Below are 21,606 nucleotides of genomic sequence, written 5' to 3'. Positions count from 1 at the left end.
CCTCATACTGTCCGCTGACAATAATAATGCAACTGCTGTGCCAAGTTGCCTAGCGCATGACAGTGCAGCAAATCCATCGGCAGCCAAATAGTAAATAAATACAGATATTTAGCGTGTTTTTGCCAATGCGTGATAAAGATATCTTCTTGGGCGATCACCACCATATGATGATTTAGCGCATCCACTAGTGTCTTTAATGCACCAAATTAGCTCATACAATGGTGCAACCTGTCTCTTCAATGCTCTTTTTTGGGGCAAATCACCTGTCTGGTCAGCACTGCACCCTGTTTTAACTCAATCGACTATATCAGAGTGAGTCGATTTTTGATACATTGCCTCATGTTAATAAAAAGGGGTTTTTATCCAGCGTTGCCGTAAAACCACCCACTTCAGGGGGTGGCTATAAGGCAACTTAAGTAGTTATGCTTGCGCAAAGAAAGCTGTTTAGTGTGGCATATTTTGCTGTTCGATATACTGGCGGATAATCTCAACTGGAGCACCCCCGCAGCTACCTGCAAAGTAACTGGGTGACCACAACGCACTGCCCCATAACTGCTTAGAGATAGATGGATATTGCTTTTTGCGAATAAGCCGACTAGAAACGCCTTTTAAACTATTAACCAAGCTTGAGATAGCCACCTTAGGCGGATAATTCACCATCAAACGCCACAAGCTCGGCTTCAAGCTTGTTGCACACATCAGCAAAGATAACTTCAAGGTCATCAAGAACTTGTTTGGTGAAAACTGCCCGTCGATACTTAGCGACAAAGAGCAACTGCACATGCAAATTAAAGACAACGTGTCTACCACGTCTTAAGTCATTTTCTATTAAGTAGACCAATATGGAATAAAAGAGAATATCAGTATAAACTATAGTCGATACACTCTAAAAATGTCATAGCGCTACTGGGATGCTATTTTTAAACGTAGGTTGCGCAGCCTCTGGGAACGCAGCACGCAAGTAAAATTTATACCAGTAGCGCGTTTAAATCCATAACAGTTTTACATTCAGCTAACTATAACCTCATGAAAACACTCAAGCTACGCATCAAAGACAAACACGTAAACCAGCTAAACAAAATAGCTGGGAGTGTTAACTATGCGTGGAACTATGTTAATGACTTAAGTTACAAACACCTACAAAAGGCTGGTAAATTTTTTTCAGCCTACGACCTAAACGAATATACCAAAGGCAGTGGTGAACTATTAGGCTTACACTCACAAACTCTGCAAGCCATAAACGAAACTCATGCCAAATCTCGTAAGCAGTTTAAAAAAGCCAAACTAAATTGGCGAACCAACCGACCCGATGCCAAGCGAAAAAGTTTAGGTTGGATTCCTTTTAAAAAGTCAGCAATCAAACATCTGCACACCAGACAAACGGGAAACAAAGCACTTAAATCAACCATTCAGCTATCGCTCTCTAAAGGTCAAAAGCTCATCATAGATGTATTCGATAGCTACAACCTAAGTCTATATCAAATCAACACGCTCGAGATAGTGCAAGACAGCCGTAATCATTGGTATGCCTGCATCACCGTTAAAGACTTTCCTAAGCAGATAAGCGGCAAAGGTAGTGTAGGCATAGATTTAGGCTTAAAAGAGTCTGCTACCACCTCAAACGGTGACAAGCTGACAACCAAACAAACGCAAAAGTGGGCGAAAAAGCTCGCTGTTGCTCAACGAGCGAAAAACAAACAGCGTGTCAAAGCAATACACGCCAAAATCAAAAATTCAAGGTTAGATGCAATTCATAAATTCACCACCAAGCTTGTTAAAGACAATGCTTTGATTGTGGTTGGTGATGTTAAATCACGCTCATTCACAAGTAAGAAAACCAACCTAGCTAAATCAACATACGATGCAGGATGGTTTGAACTCAAAAGACAACTGGAATATAAATGCAAGTATGCAGGTTGTCAGCTTGAGATAGTAAATGAGAGTTTCACTACCCAGACCTGTTCGCACTGTCGCAAAATAAGCGATAGTAGCTTGAGCGGTAGAGCAGGTCTTGGAATCAGAGGATGGAGGTGTGCTGAGTGTGGCACATGGCATGATAGAGATATTAATGCCGCTAAGAACATCCTTGCGGTCGGGCTTGACCGTCTTGCAGAAGGAATCCCCTCACTTTAGGGAGGGGAGGAAGTCAAATAAAACTAACTATAAGCGGTAATACAGAAAATCCGTGATAAATCTGCTGGCTGTTGTGCTGCGTTTGATAGCACGCAAAATAGTGGTAAGATAACGGCGGACGATAAAAACTGTAACAATCCTATAAGCTGGCGCACGCTCAACCATACAGCAAACAAGCATGTAGCAAAAAAGGAAAAAACGACCACAGCTGTCGTTCTACATCTACAAAAGCAAGACTTATAAAGCTAAGATTTATAAAAAAGCCAAACCAACTAAGTTGATACCCACATGATTTTGATGATCGATAATTACGACAGCTTTACGTACAATATTGTACAGTACTTCGGTGAACTACAGCAGGATATCACCGTCTGGCGTAACGATGAGATCAGTCTCCAGCAGATCCAAGCCCTCGCACCAGATGCGATCGTAATTGGCCCTGGCCCGTGTACCCCTGACCAAGCGGGTATTTCTTTGCAAGTTATCGATGCCTTTAAGGGCGTCATACCTATCTTGGGCATCTGTCTTGGCCATCAAGCCATTGGACAGGCTTTTGGGGCGCAGATCATCAAGGCAGGCGCGGTCATGCATGGCCGCCTATCTGCGGTATATCATAACGACCAAGGCGTATTTTTTGGCCTGCCAGCACCCGTGCAAGTCACCCGCTATCACTCACTGGTGATTGACCAAGCCAGCTTACCTGAGTGCCTAGAGATGACTGCTTGGACTCAACATAGTAATGGTAGCATCGAGGAGATCATGGGCGTTCGTCATACTGCCTACGCCATTGAAGGCGTGCAGTTTCATCCAGAGTCCATCCTAAGCCAAGCAGGCTATCAGCTGCTCAATAATTTTTTGCACACTCATGGTTTGGCAGTACTGCCTACAGATGCCTTACCGCAAGTCGGTTAACGTCCGTTCGGTTTAAGACTGTTTGGCGGCAATTTATTTGCCAATTTACTGACAATGCTGATGATAAATAATCTATAACGCCCACGCCTTTTAACCCTTATTTATAAAAATACTAAGCGAGAGAACAATGAGCACAATAAAAACAGAGGATACCACCACCCCAGATCATATCGCTCAGCTGTCTGATGAGCAGACGCACAAACTCCTGACCACCGCATTGGCGAGAATTTTTCAGCACATTGACCTAACCTTTGATGAGATGTATCAAGTCATGCTGATTATCATGCAGGGTCGATGTAGTGATGCCATGATGGGTGCGATTTTGACGGGTCTGCGCATGAAAGGCGAGTCCATCGACGAGATTACCGCATCGGCCAGCGCCATGCGTGACTTAGCAGCCAACATTACACCGGCAGACTGCCACTATCTGGTCGATATCGTCGGTACGGGCGGTGATGGTGCCAATTTGTTTAACGTCTCTACCGCTTCAGCCTTGGTCGCAGCAGCGGCAGGGGCACAAGTGGCCAAACATGGTAACCGCGGCGTGTCGACCAAATCTGGCAGCTCCGATTTGCTTGAACAAGCAGGGATCAGCTTGACACTCAGCCCAGAGCAGGCCAAGCAATGCATAGAAAATCAAGGCATTGGCTTTTTATTTGCGCCCAATCACCACAGCGCTATGCGCTATGCCAACCCCGTACGCCGTGAGCTAAAAGCGCGGACGATATTTAATATTCTGGGGCCATTGACCAACCCAGCTGGCGTGCCCAATCTGGTCATTGGCGTCTTTACCGCAGCGCTGTGTGAGCCTATCGCTAAGGTGATGAAAAATCTAGGGGCGCGTCACGTCATGGTGGTCGGTGCCAAAGACGGCCTAGATGAAATCAGCTTGGCCACTTCTACGACGGTCGCTGAGCTAAAAGACGGCACGGTCACAGTCTTTGAGATGAGACCAGAAGACGCGGGGGTCGAATCGCAAACCCTCATCGGTCTGGATGTTGACTCCCCTAAAGAGAGTCTGGAGCTGATACGCGCCGCCCTGTCGGGTACAGACACTCATGATCGCGCGGTGCTCAAGGCTCGTGATATGATTGCACTCAATGCAGGCGCGGCCATTTATACGGCAGGGCTGGCCAGCAACTATCCAAATGGTGTTAGCCGCGCTCAAAAGGTCATTCAAAACGGTGATGCCTTGACCAAGCTTGAGTCTTTGGCACAATATACTCAGCAGCTGGCGCAAAACACTTAAGTTTTTCATACAGCCATCGCCCACTGACTTTTGCCCTTTTACCTTTAGATATATTCGGACACCAGCATGACCCATACAGACATACCTTCAGTATTACAGCGCATCGTTGCGACCAAACACCTTGAGGTAAAAGCGGCTCGTGAGGCGCTATCTCTAGATGACTTAAAAGCCAAGGTACTGGCCAATCAGCAGCCGCGGCGTGGCTTTGCTCAGGCACTACGAGCGGCCAGCACCAGCGAGAGCGGCATCGGTATCATCGCCGAGATTAAAAAAGCCTCGCCTTCTAAAGGCATCATCAATCATAACTTTGCTCCCGCATTGTTCGCCCAGCAATATGAGCAGGCGGGTGCCAGTTGTCTGTCTGTCCTCACCGATCGCGAGTACTTTCAGGGAGAAGATAGTTACCTTGAGGCGGCGGCCAATGCCGCCACTTTGCCGCTACTGCGGAAAGACTTTATGGTCGATGTGTATCAGATTTATCAATCCTACTTGCTGGGTGCAGACTGTATCTTACTGATTATGGCGTGTCTTGATGATGCGCAAGCACGGCAGCTGCATGCGCTGAGTATCGATCTGGGTATGGATGTGTTGATTGAAGTCCATACCAAAACCGAGCTTGAGCGCGCCCTCCAGCTGCCTCGTAGTGTCCACAACATCTATGGCATCAATAATCGCGATTTAAATACATTCGCTGTCGATCTACAAACCACGCTTGAGTTAAAAAACACCTTAATCAAATCATTGGCCGCTGACGCCGACAGCCATGGACAACAGCCACTTATCGTGACTGAAAGTGGGATTCATAGCAGTGCTGATATTCGCCTGATGCTAAACAACGACATTCAGCACTTTTTGATCGGTGAGCAGTTTATGAAAACCGAGCATCCTGGACAAGCGTTACAATCCTTACTTGCAGGCGTCGCAGCAGACGCGTAAAGTAACTAAAAAATGCCACAGTACCCATTACCAACTACCTTTTCATCAACCAACGATACCTTAACTGTTATGTCAAACTCTCTATTTTCTAAAGAAATGCAAGATCAGCTCAAAGAGCTAAAAGGCCAGCTGAGTAAAGGCCGTGATACCAACTCACCTGAGGGCGAAAACCAAAAGCCGACTGAGCCTGTATCGCTGCCGACGCAAAAACAAGTCAAAAAAACGGTCAAACAACTAGACAGTGAGCATATCGACGACGACAAAGTGCTGTTTATGCAAGCGATGCATGGCGTCACTCAGCTCGAAGACAAAAACGTGCGCTCCCCTGTCACCAATACCAGAGCTGGCAAACCTGATGCCACGACTCTATCAAAACGTGCCGCCGCGCAAGGCAGTGAAAGCAGCGATCTAAGCGCCGGCTTATCAGACATGCAAGCCTTGCTCAATCCTGTGGCAAGCGAAGCATACTTATCGTACAAACAGCCAACCCTACAAAACAAAATATTTGATCAACTAAAAAAAGGCAAACTGCGCTGGTATGATGCCGTAGACATCCATGGCTGTACCATCGAAGAAGCCCGCACCGCGATGACCCAACTACTCAGCCAAGCCAAAGCCAACAGCGAAACTGTGGTCAAAATCGTCCATGGCAAAGGCTCTGAGGCCATCCTAAAAACCTGTGTGAATGGCTGGCTCCGTCAACTGCCTGAAGTACTGGCGTTTTGCTCGGCCTCACCAAAAGATGGCGGCAATGGTGCGGTACTAGTACTGCTAAAAAAAACAAAAGGCGCGAGTGAATAAGCCTTAAAGCAAAGCAAAAAAAAGACTGCCCAACAAGCAGTCTTTTTTTATAGATGATGTGCTTTTTAGAAGATAGTGCGCCTTATAACTTCGATGAGAGTAAATAACGATGAGCATACAGACCCTTGACACCCCTGAGCAGCTAGCAGCAAATATCGATGCGTTGATAGCAATCGAGCCGAGATTTGCGCCGGTCTACGAGCAAGTGGGCTTACCCAGTCTGCGGCACAATACTGGCGGCTTTATGCAATTGATGCGAGCGATGGTCGGCCAGCAGTTATCTGTCGCTGCGGCAGCCAGTATTTGGCAGCGCTTGCTTGAGACTGGCTTGACCACTCCTAGCATGATTCAGCACGCAAGCGATGACGCGCTCAGAGCCCAAGGCTTATCTAAACAAAAAATTCGCTATATTCGCTCTTTGGTTGCGCATGATATAGACTTTGATAGGCTAAAAACCCTACCAGATGAGGCAGTAATAAACATTCTAACCACCGTCACAGGTATCGGGCGCTGGACGGCTGAGATGTACTTATTGTTTTCTTTACAGCGCGCTGACATCCTTGCTGTTGATGACTTGGCGATCAAAGTTGCCGCCATGACACTGCTGGACTTGCCTGAGCGTCCCACCCCAAAACGACTCCACTCTCTAACGCAGCATTGGTCACCTTACCGTAGCACAGCCAGCCTATTGCTTTGGTCGTATTATGGGCAGCTGCGTAATAAGACCGCTGTGCCTATCTAAGAACCCATGATTTACCATCATCATTGCAGAAAATATTTTTTATAACACTTATAGTTTCTATAGCGACTATAGCAATGCCACGCCTTATATGGCTGTCTTTTTAGGGCTGGTTCCATATTGACAAGCCAAACTTGCGTTTGGTGTGCTTAAACTTCCTCTTTTTTAGCGCATGGCCTTTTTCTCTGAGCGCCTTGATGCCATGTTGTTTTTTGGTCGCCGTGTCGTCAGGTGACGCGGCAGTCTTTTTATCTTTGCTGGCTCTATGGTCTTTATCCAGATCTATGTTGTAGGCATCATCATGATGTTTATCTTGTTTTTTATCCATGTCGTCGCGAGCAGGCTGGGCGCTACCATCTGTCCTATTAGCCATGTCGTCATCTTTTGACGCGTTACTTGCAGACTCGTCATTATCAGATTTTTGCTCGCTGTTTGCTTTAGACGACGCAACATCGGTTTGATTGACTATCAGCTGCTGCGTAGGCAGTGCATGCTCGACGTCGTATTTTTTGACCTGAGTTAATATATCAACGAGCACGACGTTTTGCTTATCATAAAACTCCATCACGTTATTGGCGTTGATATAGGCTTGCAGCTGAATCACATAACAATCTTGGCGCAGCTCTAAGATATTGACCTGATTCCATTCTTGGTTGGTCAAATAATGCTCATTTAAAAACTCATCTAAGTCTTTGACCATCTTAAAGACCACATCGATATCAGCGGTACGCTTAATATACAGCTGATGAAAAAACCGAAACATATCACGCGAGGTAAAGTTTTCGATTTGCATCGAAGAAAAATCACCGTTTGGCACAGTGACGATGGTACGCGTCAAGGTGCGCACGCGTGATGAGCGAATACCGATATCGATGACCGTGCCTTCATACGTGCCAAATTTACAATAATCCCCTATGCGTACGGGAGAATCTGCGACCACCACCACACTACCGACGAGGTTTTCGATGGTCTTTTGCGCACCAAGCGCCAATGCCAGACCACCGACCCCTAGTGCGGCAATCCCTGTGGTCAAATCAAACCCTAAATTACCAAAGATGACAATCACCGCAAAGATGAGCAGCAACGCTTTGACGACTTTTCGTAGCAGCCCTAAGATAGAGACACGCTCGGTATAGTTTTTCTTATAGCTTAAATTGACCGCGCGGGTAAATATCGCATCAATAACGCGCAGTAACAACCAAGTCAATGCCAACCACGAGGCGATATCAGCAAAACGATTGACCGGCTCTCGCAGCGTCACCGAGACGCCAGCATAGACCATCACCTCAGACAGTATCAGCGCCATAATGACCACAGAGAGTGGCAGTACCACTTTGTTTGGCAAAGGTAGCGGGACGCCGCGTACTCGCGGATAGGCGATTCGCAAAAGATGATACAGTAGCCAAACTAAAATATAAGTAAAGACAAAACTGCTGACGATCATCGTCAGCGCCGCCACTAAGTCCGCCATCTGATAGCCAAACAGCTTTTTGCCTTCCAATGAGTCAACTGTATAGCGCGACACCAACGTCGGCTCGGTGTTTTCTATCACTTCGGGTACCGAGCTCAGTGTCTCACTAGAGAACTGCCAATACTGTTCGCCTTGCTTAGACAGCACTCTCTCAAGCACCAACGGGACGCTTGTTTCTCCGACATTGATGACCCCGACGTTTTCTTGGCTCGGCGGCAGCTGATCGGTTAAATTGCCTTCTGGGGTATTGTTGATCTGCAAATCAGGCTGAAAACGGCCGCCAGCATCTAATGCTTGCTTAAACTGACGCACGACCGTGGTGGGATTTTCTGACTTAGACAAATTAAGGTAATTGCTCGCCAGCAGGTAGTCGTTTTCGCTCAGCGCCTTAATAAACCCTTGTACCGTATGGCGCGGTGTGTCGCGCCCAAACGAATCTGGTATAGGCGTGCTCGCCGACTCTTCACTGCCAGTCGTGCCATTTACGCCAAGCGTTGTCGTTTCTGCAGCAAAGGACGCTGTGGGCAGCAGTACGCTCATCGCAATGATAAGCAAAAACATCATAGTGATAAACGGGGTTTTTAGGCTGGTAGACAATATATCTGGAGCCTGACGAAAAGTCAGACGGTGCTTAATAGACAAAACAAACCTCTTAGCTTGATGAGTGGCACAAAAAGGGCAGATAAAACCCTTACTATCATAACAATTATTTATCACAGCAGTGCTTTTGATTGCATGTTTTTGTAGATGGCTGCCGTCAGATTTATTTAGGCGTTTTGCTTTACCGCTCCGACCATGAGCGTTATTCAACCTACCTTGAGGAAAGATTAGGTTAAAGTAGTTTATAAAGGGATAATTTTTGTAGATAATGAGCGCAGTTTTGCCTATTTATTTTTTTTTGTAATTTTTGACACCTTTTACGTCTTAATAGTTATTTCTTATTTCTATATTTTTTAATTTGATTACTTTGGAATCGACCATGTTTTTATCACGTTCATCTTCACGTACCTATCTTCGCCTAAGTATTTTAAGCGCGCTTGGTTTGCTTGCCGCCAACACCGCGATGGCAGTGACCCCTGAGACAACCAGCATTGATAACGGTGAGATGCCACAGGTTGAGCTTGATAAAATTGTCGTGACAGCGACGCGTACGCCGACCAAAACCAGTAATGTGGTCGCCCAAACCCGTGTGATCGATAGCGAGACGCTACAGCGTTATAAGGGTCAGACCGTGGTCGATGTATTAAAGAATCAGCCTGGTATTAATATCACACAAAGTGGCGGCATGGGCACAGCCAGTAATTTTTATATGCGCGGCTTTGATAGCAAGCAAGTCTTGGTGATTATCGATGGGATACGTTATGGCTCTATCTCTTTAGGTAGTCCATCTCTGAACTTGTTGGCCGCAGACCAAATCGACCGCATCGAAGTTTTGTATGGTGCGTCAGGCTCTAGCATCTACGGCTCTGACGCCATGGGCGGCGTTATCCAGATTTTTACCAAAGGCAATAACGTAGAGCAATCCAATGTTTCTACAACTGTGGGTTATGGTAGTAACAATCACTACCAAGTCGGCATCACAGGTCAACTGAAAAATGACACGTCATCCTTGAGCTTGGGTGTCAGTCGTAACGAAACAGATGGCTTTAACGCCATTGCCAACTCTGACTCTTATGATTTCAACGCAGACGATGATGGCTTTAAATCTACCAATGCCAGCCTAGCATTGCAGCATAAACTATCAGACTCGCTAAGCGCGGGAATAAGTGCCTTGTATACCGACTCTACCACTGATATTGACTCCGCAGGCAACGCCTTTCCAAATGCCTATTCAGACCAAAAAAACGGCAGTGCCAATGCTTATCTTCAATACAAAACGCCTTTGACAGTCAGCAAGCTTAGCTACGGTCAAAGTATCGACAAATCGACTACTCATGACGCCAATTCTATTGATTATCAAAAAGGCAGTCAGTACGACACCACGCAAGAGCAGGCACGTTTAGAGACCAGTATCAACGCGCAACCTGGTACTGTGATTGTTGGCGCAGAATGGTTGTCACAACAGCTAGACGCCTCAGATGTTTTAGATTTTTCAGGTTATCCTGATCCAGCTGTGCAAACCCCTTATAACCCTGAGGACAGAACGGTCAAAAGTGCCTTTGTTGGTTATCAGCTGGCAGACACTTATTATGACGTGCAAGCCAACTACCGCGTGGATGACAACTCACAGTATGGTCATGAAAGCACCTACAATCTAGGAGCGGCGATACGCCCTTTGGCTGGCATGCGAATCGGTGCCAACTATGCGACCGGATTTCGCGCCCCGACATTCAATGATCTATACTATCCTGGTTATAGTAATCCTGACTTAAAGCCTGAAACCAGTAAAAATACTGAAGTATTTGTTGAATACGTAAATGATGTCCAAACGTCACGATTGACAGGCTATTACACCGATGCAGAAGACCTGATTTCTAGTGCAGCAAATATCAGTGAAGCGAAAATCAAGGGGTTGAGCCTGACCTCCGACTGGAATATGAATGCCTTTATATTTGGTCTCGGTTATGACTACTTGGATGCCAAAGACAAAACGACAAATAGCGCAAGCTATAATCAACAGCTTGCCTATCGCCCTAAAAACAGCGGTATGGTTTATGTGGGCTATCAGCAACCGATGTTCGATGTTCGCCTCGAAGCCAAACATACCGATGATAGGTTGACAGCGGAAAACAATAAACTTGATAGCTATACCTTGCTTAATTTGAGCGGCGCGGTTTATATCACTCCTAATCTTCGTGCCAACTTGCGAGTAGACAATATTACTGATGAGGATTATACCCTAGCCAGCCAATTCGGTAATGAATACGCCACAGAAGGCACCAGCTACTTCGGCTCACTTACCTACGATTGGTACTAATTACGATTGGTGCTAATACTGACACGAAACTTAAATTGTAAACAAATCAAGGTCACCCAGCGGTGGCCTTTTTTATGACGACAACACTTACGATTTTCCGCAGCCAATAGGTGACAATCACAGACTCATCTATTACAATAACCCTCCCGAGAGGTGTTGCGCCATAATCATCGATCACTGCATCTAGGCTTTATTGCTAGGCACATCAAGCATTATGTTAGGCTCGGTTAACTGTTTGCAGCATTTTTGCTTATTAACAGCGCAAATAACGGCACCTGCGTTTTTATTCTTTTTATCAATCATTGACCACTGATAGGAGCATATTATGGACGCAGTGTCTACCACCCCATCTGCCCATACCATCGACCCTTCCTTTACTGACTATAAAGTCGCTGACATCAGTCTGGCTGACTATGGCCGCCGCGAAATCACCCTTGCCGAAGCTGAAATGCCTGCATTGATGGGTCTACGTCGTCGCTATCAAGACGAGCAGCCACTCAAAGGCGCCAAAATCGCCGGCTGTATTCATATGACCATTCAGACCGCAGTGCTTATCGAAACACTCGTTGCGCTAGGTGCAGAAGTACGCTGGACCTCATGTAATATTTTTTCGACCCAAGACCACGCAGCGGCAGCAATCGCGGCGGCTGGCATTCCTGTGTTTGCTTGGAAGGGCGAAACTGAAGAAGAGTACGAGTGGTGCCTCCGTCAACAAGTACATATCGGCGGCGAAGCATCAGGCGAGCTTTGGGATGCCAACTTGATCTTAGATGATGGCGGCGACCTTACTGCGTTGATTCACCATGAATACCCACAGATGCTCGATAGCATCCATGGTATCTCAGAAGAGACCACCACAGGTGTGCATCGTTTGATCGAAATGCTAGGCAAAGGCACGCTAAAAGTACCGGCTATCAACGTCAACGACGCGGTGACCAAATCAAAAAATGACAACAAATACGGCTGCCGTCATAGCTTAAATGACGCCATCAAACGCGCAACCGATATGTTCCTTGCAGGTCGCCGCGCGCTAGTCATTGGTTATGGTGATGTGGGCAAAGGCTCAACCCAAAGCCTACGCCAAGAAGGCATGATCGTACGTATCTCAGAAGTCGATCCTATCTGTGCGATGCAGGCCTGTATGGATGGCTATGAAGTATTGTCTCCGTACATCGATGGCGACAACACCGGCGGCGCAGACAGCATCAACAAGCGGTTGCTAGCCGACACTGATTTGATCGTCACAACGACAGGTAACTATCATGTCTGTGACAGACACATGCTCGCAGCATTAAAGCCTGGTGCGGTCGTCTGTAATATCGGTCACTTCGACACCGAAATCGACACGCAATTTATGCGTGACAACTGGCGCTGGGTTGAGATCAAACCACAAGTACATCAAGTGTTCCGCTCAGATGACGAAAACGACTATCTGATTTTGCTTGCCGAAGGTCGCTTAGTAAACCTAGGTAACGCAACCGGTCACCCGTCACGCGTGATGGACGGCTCGTTTGCCAACCAAGTCTTGGCGCAAATGTACTTGTTTGAAGAAAAATTCGCTGATTTGCCAATGGATGCACGCGCGGACAACTTGTACGTCAAAGTACTACCAAAAAAACTCGACGAAGAAGTCGCAGCAGCGATGGTTGCAGGCTTTAACGGTACCTTGACGAAGCTGACCGAAAAGCAAGCCGAGTATCTAGGCGTTCCTGTCGAAGGCCCGTTTAAGCCTGACGCTTATAAATACTAAGGAGCGCGACTGTGAGTAAGCCTGCTTTTTCTTTTGAGTTTTTCCCTGCCAAAACTGAGCAAGGGGGTCAAAAGCTACTAAACACCTATGACGAGCTAAACAAACTGGCACCAAGCTACTTTTCAGTAACTTACGGTGCGGGTGGCTCGACACGTAGCCGTACGCTAGACATCGTACAGACCTTATGTGCGCGCGGCGATACTGATATTGCGCCGCACATGTCGTGTATCGGTGATGATAAGGTCGAAATCGCAGGCCTGCTCGATCACTATAAAGCATTGGGCATCAAGCGTCTGGTGGCGCTACGCGGCGATTTGCCCTCAGGTCAGGTCGGTATGGGTGAGCTGCCATTTGCATTAGATTTGGTCAAGTTCATTCGTGAGCATTCAGGCGAGCACTTTCGTATCGAGGTCGCCGCCTACCCTGAGATGCATCCGCAAGCGCGTAGCTTTGAGTTTGATGTCGACAACTTAGTCAACAAGTACCAAGCAGGTGCCAACGCGGCGATTACTCAGTTTTTTTATAATGCTGATAGCTACTTATACTTGCGTGATACGTTAGAAAAACGCGGTATCGACACGGTCGCACAGCCATTAATCGCTGGTATCATGCCGATCACCAACTCTAGTAACCTGATACGCTTTGCTGATAGCTGCGGCGCTGATATTCCACGTTATGTGCGAAAGCGATTAGCGGATTTTGGCGATGACAGCAAATCTATTCGCGAGTTTGGTTTTGATGTGGTGTATCGCTTATGTGAGCGCTTAATGAGCGCAGGCGTGCCAGCCATGCATTTTTATAGCATGAACAAAGTTGAACCAAATAAACGCTTGGTTGAAGCATTAGGACTTACTGTTTAATACTTGATAATCTTGATAATTAAGCAAGTATATAATGAATTTATAACTAACTGGCGCTCTTCGGAGTGCCAGTTTTTTTATTGGAAAACTTTATCTACTGGACATTCATGTATCAAAAAAAACATTTCATCTTAATGTATTTTTTAAATTTTTCTTCCTATATGATAATGTCGTTTATCCGTTGAGCGCTGTTATCTAGCAGTAATTATCATAAAAAGAATGCCTTTCGTGGCATCAAGTGATATTCTATTGGGTCAATAATAACTGCTCACAATCAAATAATAGGAATAAGACCAAGTGCGACGTTTTTTTTATGCCAGTAGTAACACTAAGGACACACCCTATCCGCCATTGAGCACGGTTGCGATTGGTGCCAGCATCGAATTGACTGACAGTATCGTTCATCACTGGTGCCGTGTACTACGCGCAAATATCGGCGATGAAGGGGTGTTGTTTGATGGTTTTGGCGGTGAGTATCACGTACAGCTTCAAAGCATCAGTAAAAAACACGCCACGGTGGCGGTGTTGGCTCACAGCACAGATGAACGTACGGCGCCTATTCTCAGCCAGATTGGTCTGGTGATGAGCCGCGGCGAGCGTATGGATTATGCCATTCAAAAGTCCACCGAGCTTGGGGTGACGGCGATTCAATTGCTCACCAGCCATCATGGCGAGGTCAATCTAAAACCTGCGCAAGTAGAGAAAAAGCTGGCGCACTGGCAGCAAGTGGCAATAGCGGCCTGTGAGCAGTGCGGACTTAATCGGCCACCACTCATCCTTACACCCATGTCTATCACTGATTGGCTGATACAGCCGTCGCGTAGCGCGCCACACCTCGCCGTCAGTCCTTTGGTCGCCGAGCTAAGCCAAGACCATTACTACCAAGCACTGCAGCAGCCAGCCGATTTACGCTTGCAGCTTAGCGTGCCAGCAGTAGGACAACCTGCGATGCCAGAGGCGTTATTGCCAGTACTAAAACAAGCGGCGCCTTATATTGAGTTGCTTATTGGCCCTGAAGGCGGTCTTAGCGATGAGGAGTGCAAGTGGGCGGCGGATGCAGGCTTTGCACCTTGGCAAATTGGCGCAAGGGTACTGCGCACCGAAACAGCGCCTGTGGTTGCTTTGGCGACTTTGCACGCATTGACTTTATAACACAAGCACTCGGCTCGCTCATTATTATGATGACAAACCGACTAATTATTCACCTTTGCCATGATGATTTCGATGATGACTACTTTTGCTCCCATCCCCATTGCCGACAAGCAGCTACTGCTGACCAAACTGTGTGAGCAATGCGATGATGCTATTTTCATTTTAGATGAAAACCTACGCTATTTGTCGGTCAATGCCAGTTATGAGCTTATCATCGGCTATAGCGAGTCTTTTTTGCTGGGTCGGCCGCTTGGAGTCTATGCCGCTGATTTTTTGTCAGAGGAAGAAAGAGGCGTTTTGGCGCAAATCACCAACCAACTTGATAGTAGCGGCTTTTATGAAAGTGATTTTTCGATGGCCAACCGTTATGGTGAGATACTACAGTGCCATATCACGTATCGCAAGGTGGCCATGGAGGCCAAGACTTATTATATCGGTCTGATTCGCGATATGTCTTCTGCGGCCAAAGACCGAAAGCAGCTGACCCATCTGCTCAATTACGATCAGCTGACCGGCCTGCCCAACCGTAAGGTTTTTTTGAGCCAGACCAGTGATTTGCTGCTCGACAGCTATCAAGAGGTGATCATCGTCCGTCTCAATATCGATCGGTATCGTAGTCTTGCAAGCCTATTGGGTCCTGATGGTATCAATCATTTAATCAAAAGCTTTGTGGCTCGTCTCAAGGCGCTAGAGTTGGGCTGTTTACGCTGCTTTTCGCACTTTGGCGGCGATGATTTTGCGTTGTTATTTGAATGCAATGATGCCAATATGGTGCGTCATCAGTTAGATAAGCTCATGCAGATGTGTGAGCGGCCTTTTTCGATCGATAAGGACACCAAAGCCGACGCCAATATCTATTGTCATATCTCCGTCGGTGTCAGCTATTTCCCGCAAAACGACACCGAGCTGACAGGGCTTTTGACCAAAGCTGAAAAAGCCTTGCATTATGTCAAGCAGCAAGGCGGCGACGATATCTGCTGGTACAATGCGGCGATCGAAGAAGCCACCGCTGGCAGTTTACAGTTAGAGGCTGAGTTAAGAGAGGCCACCACCGCAGGCCAGTTTATTCCCTATTATCAGCCAAAATTCGACTTGGCGACGGGTCATATTACCGGCTTTGAAGCGTTGGTACGCTGGCAACACCCCACCCGCGGCCTTCTCAAACCTGCGCATTTTATCAACGCCATCCTCACTCATAAGCTCTCGTTTGAGCTGTTTTCTCAAATGGCGATAAAAATCGCGGCGCAATTGGCCAATTGGCAGCAGCAAGGGTTTCATCAACATATTTGTATCAACGCGGATGCTGCCGAATTTAGCCACCCTGATTTTTTTGAGATGGTCAGTAGCCTGTTGGTAGAGTACGGTATCTCGGCCCATCAGCTACATATCGAAGTCACCGAGTCGTCTTTGATACAACGCCATGACAATGTCAAAAAACAACTAGCTCTGCTAAAAGATCTGGGTATTTGTATTGCCTTAGACGACTTTGGCACCGGCTATGCATCCTTGAGTTATTTACAAGAATACCCGTTCGATTTTATCAAAGTCGATAAAAGCTTTATCTCAAACATTGAGTCGGATCGCACCCAGTATGCCATTGTCAAAGCCATCTTAGACTTGGCTGCGGCGTTAGATATGCAAGTGGTCGCCGAAGGAATCGAGACTGAGGCGCAGCGCGATCGGTTGCTGGCGATGGGCTGCCAGTATGGTCAAGGCTATTGGTTTGGAAAACCCGTGCCCGCCGAGGTCGCCACCGACATGCTCATCAAACAGTCAACCACCAAATAATATAAGCAAATACCGGCGGCTATGATTGATTTTATCGTATCGGCAACATCAGTATTTTCATACGGTTATTACTCCGTGTCTTTTGCGTCTACCGCTGATTGCATAACCGATGCAAGGCAGGTTCATGACTTATCAGTCCTGTCACCAAACTTGTATAATCACCGATGAACGCCTATCTTTTATAGCGAATTTGTTGGAATATATTAAGTCTCAAACCGACTCTGACAATCACCATTCTTTTCAATACCATTTTATGTCATCGCGCACGTAGTCTATCTGTATGGCAGCCTATTATTTATTTGTGCTTGTCAACTTACTGTAGTGAGCCTACCGACTATCGTAATCTATAGACTGTGCCTGCTGACATGTTAAAAAGGACAGGAAGTTATGCAATACAAAGCGCCCTTACGTGACATTCAATTCGTGATGCATGAGCTACTCGATAGCGAAAACCACTACAAAACGTTGCCTGCATTTCAAGAGGCTGATCGTGAGTTGATGGACAGCCTATTTGAGATGGCGGCAAGCTTTGCCGAAAACGAGCTATCACCTTTGAATCAAAGCGGCGATGCAGAAGGCTGTAAGTTTGACAACGGTACTGTGACCACACCCACAGGCTTTAAAGAAGCTTATAAGCAGTACTGTGAGCTTGGCTTCCCAGCGCTATCAGCTGAAGAAGAGTTTGGTGGTCAAAACATGCCGTTCTCACTATCAACGGTCATCAATGAGATGGTCGGTACGGCTAACTGGTCATTTTCTATGTATCCTGGCCTATCGCATGGCGCAATTCAAACCATCGAGCACCATGGCACTGATGAGCAAAAACAAACTTACCTAGAAAAAATGGTCACCGGCGAATGGTCAGGCACCATGTGCTTGACCGAAGCCCACGCGGGCTCTGACTTGGGTATTATCCGTACCAAAGCTGAGCCAAATGATGACGGTACTTATAGCATCACCGGTCAAAAAATCTTCATCTCAGCAGGCGAGCACGACCTCACTGACAACATCATTCATATCGTTCTAGCCCGTCTACCAGGCGCGCCTGCTGGCACCAAAGGCATCTCACTGTTTATCGTACCTAAAGTGTTGGTCAATGAAGACAATAGCCTTGGCGAAAACAACAACGTCGTCTGTGGCTCTATTGAGCACAAAATGGGTATCAAAGCTTCAGCGACTTGCGTGATGAACTTTGATGGTGCAAAAGGCTACTTGATTGGTCCAGAAAACCGCGGTCTACAGTGTATGTTTACCTTTATGAACGTCGCTCGTATCGGTACAGCAGTTCAAGGCTTGACCGCAGCAGAATATGCGTTCCAAGGCTCATTAACCTATGCCAAAGACCGCCTAGCGATGCGCTCACTATCAGGTGCCAAAGCGCCAGAAAAAGTCGCTGACCCAATCATCGTTCATCCAGCGGTTCGCAACATGCTGTTGACCGAAAAAGCCTTTGCTGAAGGCGGTCGTGCGCTGGTTTATTACCTCTCACACTTTGCGGATACTGTGGCAAAAGGCGAAGGCGATGACCTGAAGTTTGCTGACCAAATGTTGTCACTATTGACACCGATTGCTAAAGCATTCTTGACTGAAACTGGTCTAGAAGCGGCTAACCATGGCGTACAGGTCTATGGCGGTCACGGCTTTATCAGTGAGTGGGGTATGGAGCAAAACGTCCGTGACACGCGTATCGCTTGCCTCTACGAAGGCACCACAGAAATCCAAGCACTCGACCTACTCGGCCGTAAAGTCTTGGGCTCGCAAGGTAAAATGCTGGCCAACTTTGTCAACATCATTCAGACGTTCTGCCAAGAGCACAAAGACAATGACGAGATGGGTCAGTTCATCCGCCCGCTTGCCAAACATGTCAAAGAATGGGGTGATCTAACATCACGTATTGGGATGCAAGCCACTGAAAACCCAGACGCTGTTGGCGCTGCCGCGGTTGATTACATGTACTTTAGTGGTTATGTAACTTTGGCTTATTTATGGGCGCGTATGGCATTGGTTGCTCAAACCGCTATTGCCGACGGCACTGGCGAAAAAGCATTCTATGATGCCAAGGTTAAAACGGCTCAATTCTATTTCACTAAACTACTACCACGTACCACGACCTATGTACAGCGCATCAGCACAGGCGTTGAGCCATACATGAGCATGGATGTGGATCAATTTGCGTTTTAATAGTGTTTTTGTAGTATTTTGACGACAGCACACTATACCTATATCGGCAACATACCAAAGTGTGTTGCCGATTTTGTTGGTCAATTATATTTTGGTGTACGCATAATTCACGAAGAAACACACCCGCTCATAGGCTTATTTGTTAAACTTTGCTTAGCCGTTGCTTTGATTATGAGTCGCGCAGATGACCTCAAAAAGCAATCCATACGTTTGGCACTTCTTATTTTCATCGCTCCAACTTTTATTTATTTGAACCAAAGGAATGTTTATGGCTGTTTATAATGCCCCTCTTAATGACATGCGCTTTATCTTAAACGATGTATTTAACGCGCCTGAGTTTTGGCAAAATAACGAAAACCTAGCTCATGTCGATACCGAAACCGTCGATATGATTTTAGAAGAAATGGCAAAACTGTCAAAAAACGTTTTGTTGCCTATCAACCGTAGCGGTGATGAAGAAGGCGCAACCTTTGAGGGTGATGGCGTTGTCACCACGCCTACTGGTTTTAAAGAAGCTTATAAGCAGTATGCCGAGTCAGGCTGGGTGGGCTTGAGTGGTAATGCTGAGTACGGCGGTCAAGGTTTTCCAAAGATGGTCACCATGCTGACCGAAGAGATGGTATTTACCGCCAACCAATCCTTTGCCCTCTACCCTAACCTAACGGTTGGCGCGACGCTTTGCCTCAACGCGGCGGCGTCTGAAGAGCAAAAACAAACCTATCTAGAAAAAATGTATGCCGGCGAATGGTCGGGCACCATGTGCTTGACTGAGCCACATGCAGGTACTGACCTCGGCATCATCAAAACCAAAGCCGTGCCAAACGATGATGGTAGCTACAATATCTCTGGCACCAAAATCTTTATCACTGGTGGTGAGCATGACCTCACTGACAATATCATTCATTTGGTATTGGCAAAAACCCCCAATGCGCCAGAAGGCTCAAAAGGCATTTCATTATTTGTCGTGCCAAAATTCTTGGTCAATGAAGATGGTAGCTTGGGCGAGCGCAACACCTTAGCGGTTGGCTCTATCGAGCATAAGATGGGTATCAAAGCCTCAGCGACTTGCGTGATGAACTTTGATAACGCCAAAGGCTGGATGGTGGGCGCAGAAAACACCGGCTTATCTTCTATGTTTATCATGATGAACTATGAGCGTGTGACCATGGGTCTACAAGGCCTTGGTGGCTCTGAGCTGGCTTATCAAAACGCAGCATTATACGCCAATGACCGTGGTCAGGGTCGCAGTGACACCCAAATCCAAAGCCCAGAAAAACCTGCCGATGCCATCATCCATCATGCTGATGTGCGCCGCATGCTGCTAAATGCCAAAGCCAACACAGAAGCGTCACGCTGCTTTGCCATGTATGTCGCCAAAAACCTTGACGAAGAAAAGTTTAGTACTGACCCAGAGGCCGCTCAAGCCGCGGCGGCGCGCGTTGCCCTACTGACGCCAGTTGCCAAAGCCTTCTTAACCGATAAAGCACTAGAAGCCACGGTTGATTGCCAGCAAGTATTTGGCGGTCATGGCTATATCCGCGAATGGGGCATGGAGCAAATTGTCCGTGATACTCGTATCGCGCAGATCTATGAAGGCACCAACGGTATTCAAGCGCTTGACCTACTCGGTCGTAAAGTGGCAAAAAATAACGGCAAATATGTCACTCATTTCTTAGGTGAAGTTCGTGATTTTGTCAACAACATGCAGGCCGAACATGGCATCAAGCAGGCCACCCTAGATGCAGCTGACACCATCGAAGAGCTGACCACCACAGTGCTAAGCAATATCGGCGAGCGTAAGAACGAAATCAATGGCTGCGCGGTTGACTATATGCATGCCTTTGGTTACCTTGCCTACTCGTATATGTTTGCCTTGATGGTCGAGGCCGCCAATGGCAAAGAGGGTGAGTTCTACACCAACAAAGCCAAGCTTGCTGATTATTTCGTTGGCCGTATCTTGCCACGTATCAATGCGCATGCACAAATGGTCAAAGCTGGTAGTGACCCAATGATGAACTTTGATCTTGATTATTTTGATGTGCCTGCCAACTAATCGGTCGCGATTGGCACATTAAAATATATAAAAAAGGGACAGTTAGGTGACTGTCCCTTTTTTTGCCCAAACCATTTGGTCTGTGTTATAGGTCTATGCTATGGAAACCTATGGATATCAAGATATTCGTGAGTGATTTAACGCCGTTTGATAGTATTTAGCCATTTTAGTCCATATCGTCAGCTATCTCCTCAATACGAGCGATATGCTGGTCTGTTATTAGAATATTGACAAGGGTTTTATGAGTCGCTAAACGAGCGTTTTTTTATGATTAAGTCAGTCATTATGAGTTATTCCATTAGGTGATATTGGATTAAAAATAGTGCAGGCCAAACAGCTTTTCTCGAATATTACGACCAGCCTGCCGCGCCAAAGGAGAACAAAAAAATCAATAATTATTGATTATTTCTTTAAGCGGTAGTTATATAGCGATGACTGGTTGATTGTAGTGATGCTACGAGTCGACTTATGTGTTATAATAGCCGTCACTGAAGTGATGATGTAAACTATCTAATTAGTTGAATATAATAATTTAGATTCACTAGGGTGTGTATAGAATTCAAATCAGGGGCAACCAGATAAAGACACAAGCGAGCATTACCGCCGCTGCATAGCTATCTTTGAGCTTATCATATCGCGTGGCAATGCCCCTAAAATGTTTCAA

The 21,606-nt window shown here is 46.6% G+C and carries 15 protein-coding genes and 2 pseudogenes; 13 read left to right on the top strand and 4 right to left on the bottom strand.

Annotated elements, in window-relative coordinates:
• Positions 1 to 2: 2 nt before the first annotated feature.
• Together JMX98_RS09720 and tnpA are read right to left on the bottom strand one after the other, a co-directional pair.
• Positions 3 to 185, bottom strand: coding sequence for a hypothetical protein (locus JMX98_RS09720; protein WP_201586213.1), 183 nt, complete (start codon positions 183 to 185; stop codon positions 3 to 5).
• A 334-nt stretch (positions 186 to 519) separates the two neighbouring features.
• Positions 520 to 781 (bottom strand): annotated as a pseudogene (gene tnpA / locus JMX98_RS09715) (IS200/IS605 family transposase); the annotation flags it as partial.
• Positions 782 to 1,026: 245 nt separating this feature from the next.
• Here tnpA and JMX98_RS09710 point away from each other — a divergent pair.
• The 6 genes from JMX98_RS09710 to JMX98_RS09685 all read left to right on the top strand — a co-directional run bounded on the left by JMX98_RS09710 (position 1,027) and on the right by JMX98_RS09685 (position 6,773).
• Positions 1,027 to 2,133 (top strand): RNA-guided endonuclease InsQ/TnpB family protein, encoded by a 1,107-nt coding sequence (locus JMX98_RS09710; RefSeq protein ID WP_201586210.1) that lies wholly within the window; start codon positions 1,027 to 1,029, stop codon positions 2,131 to 2,133.
• Between the two features lie 288 nt (positions 2,134 to 2,421).
• A complete protein-coding gene (locus JMX98_RS09705; RefSeq protein ID WP_105245670.1) occupies positions 2,422 to 3,045 on the top strand; it encodes an anthranilate synthase component II in 624 nt (207 codons plus the stop codon).
• A gap of 127 nt (positions 3,046 to 3,172) precedes the next feature.
• The gene (gene trpD / locus JMX98_RS09700; RefSeq protein ID WP_201586208.1) at positions 3,173 to 4,294 is read left to right on the top strand and encodes an anthranilate phosphoribosyltransferase; all 1,122 of its coding nucleotides are present in this window, start codon (positions 3,173 to 3,175) and stop codon (positions 4,292 to 4,294) included.
• 66 nt (positions 4,295 to 4,360) lie between these two features.
• Positions 4,361 to 5,230: an indole-3-glycerol phosphate synthase TrpC gene (gene trpC, locus JMX98_RS09695; RefSeq protein ID WP_201586206.1), complete on the top strand. Its 870-nt coding sequence runs from the start codon at positions 4,361 to 4,363 to the stop codon at positions 5,228 to 5,230.
• 69 nt (positions 5,231 to 5,299) lie between these two features.
• On the top strand, positions 5,300 to 6,031 hold the full coding sequence (locus JMX98_RS09690) for a Smr/MutS family protein (protein WP_201586205.1): 732 nt from the start codon (positions 5,300 to 5,302) through the stop codon (positions 6,029 to 6,031).
• A gap of 109 nt (positions 6,032 to 6,140) precedes the next feature.
• Complete coding sequence (locus JMX98_RS09685; RefSeq protein WP_201586204.1) at positions 6,141 to 6,773, top strand: DNA-3-methyladenine glycosylase family protein; 633 nt, start codon at positions 6,141 to 6,143, stop codon at positions 6,771 to 6,773.
• 100 nt (positions 6,774 to 6,873) lie between these two features.
• Here the strand turns inward: JMX98_RS09685 and JMX98_RS09680 are convergent, their stop codons facing one another.
• Positions 6,874 to 8,805 carry a mechanosensitive ion channel family protein gene (locus JMX98_RS09680; RefSeq protein ID WP_201586239.1) on the bottom strand — a complete coding sequence of 644 codons (1,932 nt, stop codon included), beginning with the start codon at positions 8,803 to 8,805 and terminating at the stop codon, positions 6,874 to 6,876.
• A 415-nt stretch (positions 8,806 to 9,220) separates the two neighbouring features.
• Here JMX98_RS09680 and JMX98_RS09675 point away from each other — a divergent pair, with 415 nt between their 5' ends.
• The 7 genes from JMX98_RS09675 (at position 9,221) to JMX98_RS09645 (ending at position 20,942) form a co-directional block, all read left to right on the top strand.
• On the top strand, positions 9,221 to 11,158 hold the full coding sequence (locus JMX98_RS09675; protein ID WP_201586203.1) for a TonB-dependent receptor: 1,938 nt from the start codon (positions 9,221 to 9,223) through the stop codon (positions 11,156 to 11,158).
• A gap of 325 nt (positions 11,159 to 11,483) precedes the next feature.
• On the top strand, positions 11,484 to 12,908 hold the full coding sequence (ahcY, locus tag JMX98_RS09670) for an adenosylhomocysteinase (RefSeq protein WP_201586202.1): 1,425 nt from the start codon (positions 11,484 to 11,486) through the stop codon (positions 12,906 to 12,908).
• An 11-nt stretch (positions 12,909 to 12,919) separates the two neighbouring features.
• A complete protein-coding gene (locus tag JMX98_RS09665) occupies positions 12,920 to 13,768 on the top strand; it encodes a methylenetetrahydrofolate reductase (protein WP_201586200.1) in 849 nt (282 codons plus the stop codon).
• Positions 13,769 to 14,065: 297 nt separating this feature from the next.
• Positions 14,066 to 14,920, top strand: coding sequence for a 16S rRNA (uracil(1498)-N(3))-methyltransferase (locus JMX98_RS09660; protein ID WP_201586197.1), 855 nt, complete (start codon positions 14,066 to 14,068; stop codon positions 14,918 to 14,920).
• Positions 14,921 to 14,992: 72 nt separating this feature from the next.
• Positions 14,993 to 16,708 (top strand): putative bifunctional diguanylate cyclase/phosphodiesterase, encoded by a 1,716-nt coding sequence (locus JMX98_RS09655; RefSeq protein WP_227680119.1) that lies wholly within the window; start codon positions 14,993 to 14,995, stop codon positions 16,706 to 16,708.
• A 387-nt stretch (positions 16,709 to 17,095) separates the two neighbouring features.
• Positions 17,096 to 18,889, top strand: coding sequence for an acyl-CoA dehydrogenase C-terminal domain-containing protein (locus JMX98_RS09650; RefSeq protein ID WP_201586194.1), 1,794 nt, complete (start codon positions 17,096 to 17,098; stop codon positions 18,887 to 18,889).
• Positions 18,890 to 19,157: 268 nt separating this feature from the next.
• Positions 19,158 to 20,942 carry an acyl-CoA dehydrogenase C-terminal domain-containing protein gene (locus JMX98_RS09645; protein WP_201586191.1) on the top strand — a complete coding sequence of 595 codons (1,785 nt, stop codon included), beginning with the start codon at positions 19,158 to 19,160 and terminating at the stop codon, positions 20,940 to 20,942.
• A 559-nt stretch (positions 20,943 to 21,501) separates the two neighbouring features.
• On the opposite strand, the pseudogene JMX98_RS09640 reads toward JMX98_RS09645, so the two are convergent.
• Positions 21,502 to 21,606: pseudogene (locus JMX98_RS09640) on the bottom strand (IS5/IS1182 family transposase); the annotation flags it as partial.

It is taken from the genome of Psychrobacter sp. HII-4 (assembly GCF_904846595.1).
Classification (GTDB): Bacteria; Pseudomonadota; Gammaproteobacteria; order Pseudomonadales; family Moraxellaceae; genus Psychrobacter; species Psychrobacter celer.
Note: the sequence above shows the minus strand (reverse complement) of the source record. Positions and strands in the feature narration are given on the sequence as shown.

Bases quoted from the DNA above. Each gene is read 5' to 3' on its own strand.
- JMX98_RS09710 (WP_201586210.1), top strand. From the start codon at position 1,027: ATGAAAACACTCAAGCTACGCATCAAAGACAAACACGTAAACCAGCTA.
- JMX98_RS09705 (WP_105245670.1), top strand. From the start codon at position 2,422: ATGATTTTGATGATCGATAATTACGACAGCTTTACGTACAATATTGTA.
- trpD (WP_201586208.1), top strand. From the start codon at position 3,173: ATGAGCACAATAAAAACAGAGGATACCACCACCCCAGATCATATCGCT.
- trpC (WP_201586206.1), top strand. From the start codon at position 4,361: ATGACCCATACAGACATACCTTCAGTATTACAGCGCATCGTTGCGACC.
- JMX98_RS09690 (WP_201586205.1), top strand. From the start codon at position 5,300: ATGTCAAACTCTCTATTTTCTAAAGAAATGCAAGATCAGCTCAAAGAG.
- JMX98_RS09685 (WP_201586204.1), top strand. From the start codon at position 6,141: ATGAGCATACAGACCCTTGACACCCCTGAGCAGCTAGCAGCAAATATC.
- JMX98_RS09680 (WP_201586239.1), bottom strand. From the start codon at position 8,805: ATGATGTTTTTGCTTATCATTGCGATGAGCGTACTGCTGCCCACAGCG.
- JMX98_RS09675 (WP_201586203.1), top strand. From the start codon at position 9,221: ATGTTTTTATCACGTTCATCTTCACGTACCTATCTTCGCCTAAGTATT.
- ahcY (WP_201586202.1), top strand. From the start codon at position 11,484: ATGGACGCAGTGTCTACCACCCCATCTGCCCATACCATCGACCCTTCC.
- JMX98_RS09655 (WP_227680119.1), top strand. From the start codon at position 14,993: ATGATGACTACTTTTGCTCCCATCCCCATTGCCGACAAGCAGCTACTG.
- JMX98_RS09650 (WP_201586194.1), top strand. From the start codon at position 17,096: ATGCAATACAAAGCGCCCTTACGTGACATTCAATTCGTGATGCATGAG.
- JMX98_RS09645 (WP_201586191.1), top strand. From the start codon at position 19,158: ATGGCTGTTTATAATGCCCCTCTTAATGACATGCGCTTTATCTTAAAC.